At 69.7% G+C, this 5,666-nt stretch carries 6 protein-coding genes; 4 read left to right on the top strand and 2 right to left on the bottom strand.

Annotated features, from left to right (window positions below; all coding sequences use genetic code 11):
- Together Q0U08_RS17310 and Q0U08_RS17305 are read right to left on the bottom strand one after the other, a co-directional pair.
- Positions 1–1,555 (bottom strand): PepSY domain-containing protein (locus Q0U08_RS17310; protein ID WP_298092872.1); only part of this gene is annotated, 1,555 nt, incomplete at its 3' end.
- Complete coding sequence (locus Q0U08_RS17305; RefSeq protein WP_298092871.1) at positions 1,552–1,863, bottom strand: iron transporter; 312 nt, start codon at positions 1,861–1,863, stop codon at positions 1,552–1,554. The genes Q0U08_RS17310 and Q0U08_RS17305, both read right to left, overlap by 4 nt.
- 114 nt (positions 1,864–1,977) lie before the next feature.
- Between Q0U08_RS17305 and Q0U08_RS17300 the strand changes: the two genes are divergently transcribed.
- From Q0U08_RS17300 to Q0U08_RS17285, 4 genes are all read left to right on the top strand, one after another.
- The gene (locus Q0U08_RS17300; RefSeq protein WP_298092869.1) at positions 1,978–2,121 is read left to right on the top strand and encodes a hypothetical protein; all 144 of its coding nucleotides are present in this window, start codon (positions 1,978–1,980) and stop codon (positions 2,119–2,121) included.
- Entirely contained in the window at positions 2,118–2,933 is an 816-nt protein-coding gene (locus Q0U08_RS17295) for a ferredoxin--NADP reductase (protein ID WP_298092868.1), read from the top strand. The genes Q0U08_RS17300 and Q0U08_RS17295 overlap by 4 nt, the downstream gene beginning before the upstream one ends.
- A gap of 5 nt (positions 2,934–2,938) precedes the next feature.
- Entirely contained in the window at positions 2,939–3,307 is a 369-nt protein-coding gene (locus Q0U08_RS17290) for a winged helix-turn-helix domain-containing protein (RefSeq protein WP_298092873.1), read from the top strand.
- A gap of 89 nt (positions 3,308–3,396) precedes the next feature.
- Positions 3,397–5,666: TonB-dependent receptor (locus Q0U08_RS17285; RefSeq protein ID WP_298092866.1), on the top strand; the 2,270-nt coding region annotated here is incomplete at its 3' end.

Genomic DNA, 5,666 nt, shown 5'->3' with positions numbered 1-5,666 from the left:
GGGCGGGGGGGCGGCGGCCGGCGCGCCACGCGGCGAGGGCGAGCGTGAGCGCGATGACGAGGGTGGCGATGTCGACGCCGGCGAAGACGGTGTCGCCGGTGGCGAGCGCGTGGAACAGGCCGCGGTCGGTGGTTGCCGCATCGACGATCGGGATCGCGGCGAAGGCGAGCGCGCCGAGCGCCCCGTGGGTCGACGTGTGGCTGTCGCCGCAGAGCGCGAAGAGTTCGGCCCAGGCGCGGCGGGCGGGGCGGACAAGCTGGACGAGGGAGAGGATGCCCCAGGTCCAGAACATCGCGGCGACCTCGGTCGCAGCGCGGCCTTCGGCGGCGGCCGGAATCAGGCGGTTGGCGAGCAGATAGGCGGCCATGCCGATGGGAAAGGCGGCGACCACGGCGATGTTGAGCCGTTCGACCAGGCGCAGGCCGAAGAAGGGGACGGCGCCCGGGCGGCGACGCTTGGTGGTCCAGAGCAGCAGGCCGGTGCCGACCATGGCGGCGCCGGTGAGGCCGAGCGCGAAATAGGCCCAGCGTAGTGCCGGGCCGGCGAAACCGGCGATGTGCAGGCCGAGCATGACGCCGGCGGTGGAGAGCGCGGGGCCGGCGTCGGGCGCGATGGAGAGGACGCGGCCGGTGGCGCCGTCATAGGTGATGGAGGGGGTGCGCGCGTTGATCGAACCGCGGGTGTGGCGGCTGACGGTGACGGTGGCGGCGGCGTCGTTGGGGTGACGGACGACGAGGCGGGTGGCGGGCTTGCCCCAGCGCCCCTCCGCATCGCGCACCAGCGCGGCGACATCGACCAAAGGTGCGGGCCGGCCGCTCGCCTCGCTGTCGGCGGGCAGGCCGTAGGCGGCCTCGGCAAAGGCGAGCGGCCTGGCGTAGTTCGCCGCGACCGGCCAGGGCATGTACATCGCGACCAGCGTGATCAGTCCGGTATAGGTGATCATCGCGTGATAGGGCAGCGCGAGGACGGCGGAGACGTTGTGCGCGTCGAGCCAGGACCGCTGCCCCTTGTTCCAGCGCAGCGTGAAGAAATCGGCGAAGATGCGCTTGTGGGTGATGACGCCCGAGATGATCGCGCCGAGCATGAACATCGCGCACAGGCCGGCGAGCCAGCGGCCCCAGGGGTGGGGCAGTTGGAGCTGGAAGTGGAAGCGGTAGAAATGCTCGCCGCCGCGCGTCTCGCGCGCGTGGACGTCGGCGCCGGTGGCGGGATCGAGCGTGATCTCGCCGGGGCCGCGCTGTGGCTTGCCGTCAGGGCCGGGGGCGAGCAGGCGGAAGGCGCGGGTCGCGACGGTACGGTCGTCCGGCAGCGAGATGAACCATTGCACGTCGTTCGGCCCGTCCGCGTTCAGGCGGCGCACGGCGGCACCCGCCGCCTGTGACGGGGACACGGCGGCGGGCCGGATCTCCGGCTGCATCCACTGCGTGATCTCGGGCCGGAAATAGCTGGCGGTGCCGGTCAGGAACATGGTGAACAGGATCCACCCGGCGATCAGGCCCAGCCAGCCATGGATCGTCGCCATCGACTGGCGCAGGCCGATCGCCACCGCGCTCACGGACGCACGCCGAGCAGGTGGAGTGCGGCAAAGCCGAGCGCGGCGCCGCCCCAGATCACCAGCGTGACGCGGCCCAGGCGGTGGTCATGCAGCGCCCACAGGCCGATCCCGGCATAGACGAGGAAGCTGAGGACCATCCCCCATCCGGTCGCCTCCGCCCGGTCGATCGGCAGCAGGCGGGCAAGAAGCGTGGCCGCTACCGCGGCAAAGGCATAGCCGCCGACCAGCGCCGTCGCGCATCGCCACGCGACGCTTGCACCGCGCAGGGCAGGTGCAGGGTGCGTGGCGGAGGCGGCATGCGACGACATGGACGGGCAATTTTCCTTGTCTGTGTGATCGGCCCCCTTTAGCAGTGCCTGCGAGTCATTATCAATATCACGGGAAAATTTTATGCGGCCGGACGGTCGGAGGCGTCGATGTGCATGAACCCGATCGGTCAATCGCTGCTATTTGGCGGCATCGCCGACCTTTGTGGGCATGATGCGCTTCCCATGATAAGGGCGCGCATCAATCGCAGGTTTGAACAGGGAGAGCGGGCGGTCGTTGCCGGCTTTCGAGGAGCATGAGTTTGTTGACGGAAACCAAGGTCGAACTGGCGCCGACGGCGGCGCTGAGCGTGGAGACGGTGCAGAGCGTCCACCATTGGAACGAGCATCTGTTCTCCTTCGCCATCTCGCGCCCCGACAGCTTCCGCTTCCGGTCTGGCGAGTTCGTGATGATCGGATTGCAGGGCGACAACGGCAAGCCGCTGCTGCGCGCCTATTCGGTGGCGAGCCCGTCCTATGACGAGAAGCTGGATTTCCTGTCGATCAAGGTGGCGGACGGGCCGCTGACCTCCAAGCTGCAAAAGGTGCAGCCGGGCGACCAGATCTATCTGGGGCGCAAGCCGACCGGCACGCTGGTGGCCGACGCGCTGCTGCCGGGCAAGCGGCTGTTCATGCTGTCCACGGGCACGGGGCTGGCCCCCTTCCTGTCCGTGGCGCGCGACCCGGACATCTACGACCTGTTCGACGAGGTGGTGATCGTCCATTCGGTGCGCCGGGTGAGCGACCTGGCCTATCATGACGAGCTGGCGGCCAAGCTGGCCGACGATCCGCTGGTCGGCGACGTGGCGGCGGAGAAGTTCCACTATGTCCCGACCGTCACGCGCGAGCCGTTCCACACCAGCGGGCGGATCGACGCGCTGATCGACGATGGCCGGCTGTTCGCCGACCTGCCGAGCGGGCATGCGTTCAATCCGGAAACCGACCGGATCATGATGTGCGGCAGCATGGACATGATCAAGAGCCTGGGCGCCAGGTTCGAGGCGATGGGCTTCCCCGAGGGTTCGAACGCGCAGCCGGGCGCCTATGTGATCGAAAAGGCGTTCGCCGGATAATGTCCGTGCGCCGGGGCCCGTTGAAGCTGAAGCTGCAGATATTGTGCGGCGAGGTGATCGCGATGGGCCCCGGCAAGGCGGACCTGCTGGAAGCGATCCGGCGGCACGGATCGATCTCGGCCGCGGGGCGCGCGCTGGCGATGAGCTATCGCCGGACGTGGCTGCTGGTGGACGAGATGAACCGGTGCTGGTCGGCCAGGCTGGTCGCCACCGCACGCGGCGGCGGCGCGGACAGCGGCGCGAAGCTGACGCCGGAGGGCGCCCGCGTGCTGGCCGCGTACCGGGCGCTGGAGGGGGTGGTGGATGCGTCCGCCGCCGACAGCGAGGCGCGGGGCACGCTGGAGGCGATGCTGCGCGACGCACCGCGCGACTGATTTTTCCTGCCCGCCCATTTGTCGGGCATAATTCTGCGACAAATAGCCCCTAGTCGGCACCCGGATTACCAGTTCGGGGAAGCGTGACGATGCGGAGCATGATGGCGGCGATGCTGATGGGGGCGGCGGGATGGCCGGCCATGGCCATTGCCCAGACCGCACCGGCAGGCCCACCGGCGGCGACCCCCGCCACCCCGACGCAAGGCGAGGACGCCGCCGACGGCGCGGGCGGCGGTGACGAGAGTGCGGACAGCGAGGATATCGTCGTCACCGGTGCCCGGCCCCGCGGATCGGCGATCGGCGACATTCCGCCCGACCAGACGCTGACCCCGGCCGATGTGCGCTCCTACGGCGTCAGCTCGATCGCGGACCTGTTGACCGAATTGACCCCGCAGACGACGAGCGGGCGCGGCGGCCCGCCGGTGGTGCTGCTGAACGGCAAGCGCATTTCGGGCTTTCAGGAGATTCGCGACCTGCCCGCCGAGTCGATCGCGCGCGTCGAGATCCTGCCCGAAGAGGTCGCGCTGAAATATGGTTATAGCGCCGACCAGAAGGTGGTGAACTTCGTGCTGCGCAACCGCTTCCGCTCGACGGTGGTGGAGCTGGCGGGGCGCGTGCCGACGCAAGGGGGACAGGCCTTTGGCGAGGGCGAGCTGGACTGGGTGCAGATCCGGCGCGACAAGCGCTTCAGCCTGCACACCGAATATCAGGAACGCAGCGCGCTGACCGAGGCGGAGCGCGACATCGTGGCGCCGCAGACCAATTTCGCGCTGGGCGGCAACGTGCTGGGCGCGGGCGGGCGGGGCGAGATCGACCCCGGACTGAGCGCGCTGACCGGCAGTGCCACGACGATCGCGGGCGTGCCGGCGGGCGTGACCAACCCGACGCTGGCGCAGTTCGCGACCACGCCGGCGGGCATCCTGGATGCGACGCCGTTCCGCACGCTGCAGGGCGCGCAGCGGCAGTTCGGCACCAATGCCACCTATGCGCAGCCGATCTTCGGCAACGTCGCCGCCTCGATCAACGCACAGGTGCAGACGACGCAGACCAGCAGCCTGCAAGGATTGCCGACCGCGCAGCTTGCGCTGCCGACCGGCAATCCCTTCTCGCCGTTCGGGACCGACGTGGTCGTCGCGCGGGGCTTCGACGATGGATTCTCGCCCCTGCGCCAGCAGAACAATGCGCTGACCGCGCGACTGGGTGCGGCGCTGAACGGCGAGCTGGGGCGGTGGCGCTGGACGGTGACGGGCGCGTATGACCGCAGCGAAAGCCGGGTGGCGACCGATACCGGGCTGGACGTGCGCGACTTCAACGCGCGGCTTGCGGCGGGCGATCCGACCACCAGCCCCTTCGGCGCGCTGACCCCGGCGGACCTGCCGCTGGCATCGCGCAACTTCGCGCGGTCGACCGCGCAGACCGGATCGATCGACGCGCTGCTGAACGGGCGGCTGTTCAGCCTGCCGGCCGGCGATGTTTCGACCAGCTTCAAGGTGGGGGCGGACACCAATTCGGTGGACAGCCGCTCCTTCCGGTTCGGCGATGTGCGCGCCGCCGACATCTCGCGCGATACGGTGAACGGGCAGGTCAATCTGGACCTGCCGATCGCCAGCCGGACGCGCGGCGTGCTGTCGCCGCTGCGGCAATTGTCGCTGAACCTGAACGCCAATGTGAACGAGGTGTCGGACTTCGGCACGCTGACCAGCATCGGCTACGGCGCGAACTGGTCTCCGATCGAAGGGTTGCGGCTGATCGCCAACGTCACCGATGCGGACAGCGCGCCGTCGCCTACGCAGCTCGGCGCGCCGCAGATCACCACGCCCAATGTGCGCGTGTTCGATTATGTGCGCGGCGAGACCGCGACGGTGACGACGATCGGGGGCGGCAACCCCCTGCTGCGGGCGAGCAGCCGGCATGTCGAGCGACTGGGGCTGACCCTGAAGCCGTGGAGCCAGACCGATTTCAACCTGACCGCCAGCTTCACGAACAGCCGCACCGACAATCTGGTGACCGAACTGGCGACGGTGACCGACCGGATCGCGCAGGCCTTTCCCGAGCGGTTCCTGCGCGACGAAACGGGCGCGCTGGTGCAACTGGACACCCGGCCGATCAATTCCGCGCGCGCGGAGCGGACCGAACTGCGCTGGGGTTTCAACTTCTCCAAGCCGATCAAGTCGCAGATCCAGCGGCAGATCGAGGCGTATCGTGCCGGTGAGGGCCCCAATCCGTTCGAGGGGCTGCGCCCGCCGGGCGGCGAGCGGCGGCGCGAGGGCGCGCAGGGCGACCGACCGGAGGCACCGCGCGAAGGCGGCGAGGCGCCCCCGCGCGAGGATGGCGAGGGGCCGCGTGCCGAGGGCGGTGC

Origin of the sequence: uncultured Sphingomonas sp. (assembly GCF_946477935.1) — a bacterium.
Classification (GTDB): Bacteria; Pseudomonadota; Alphaproteobacteria; order Sphingomonadales; family Sphingomonadaceae; genus Sphingomonas.
This window is presented reverse-complemented; position numbering and strand designations above follow the sequence as displayed.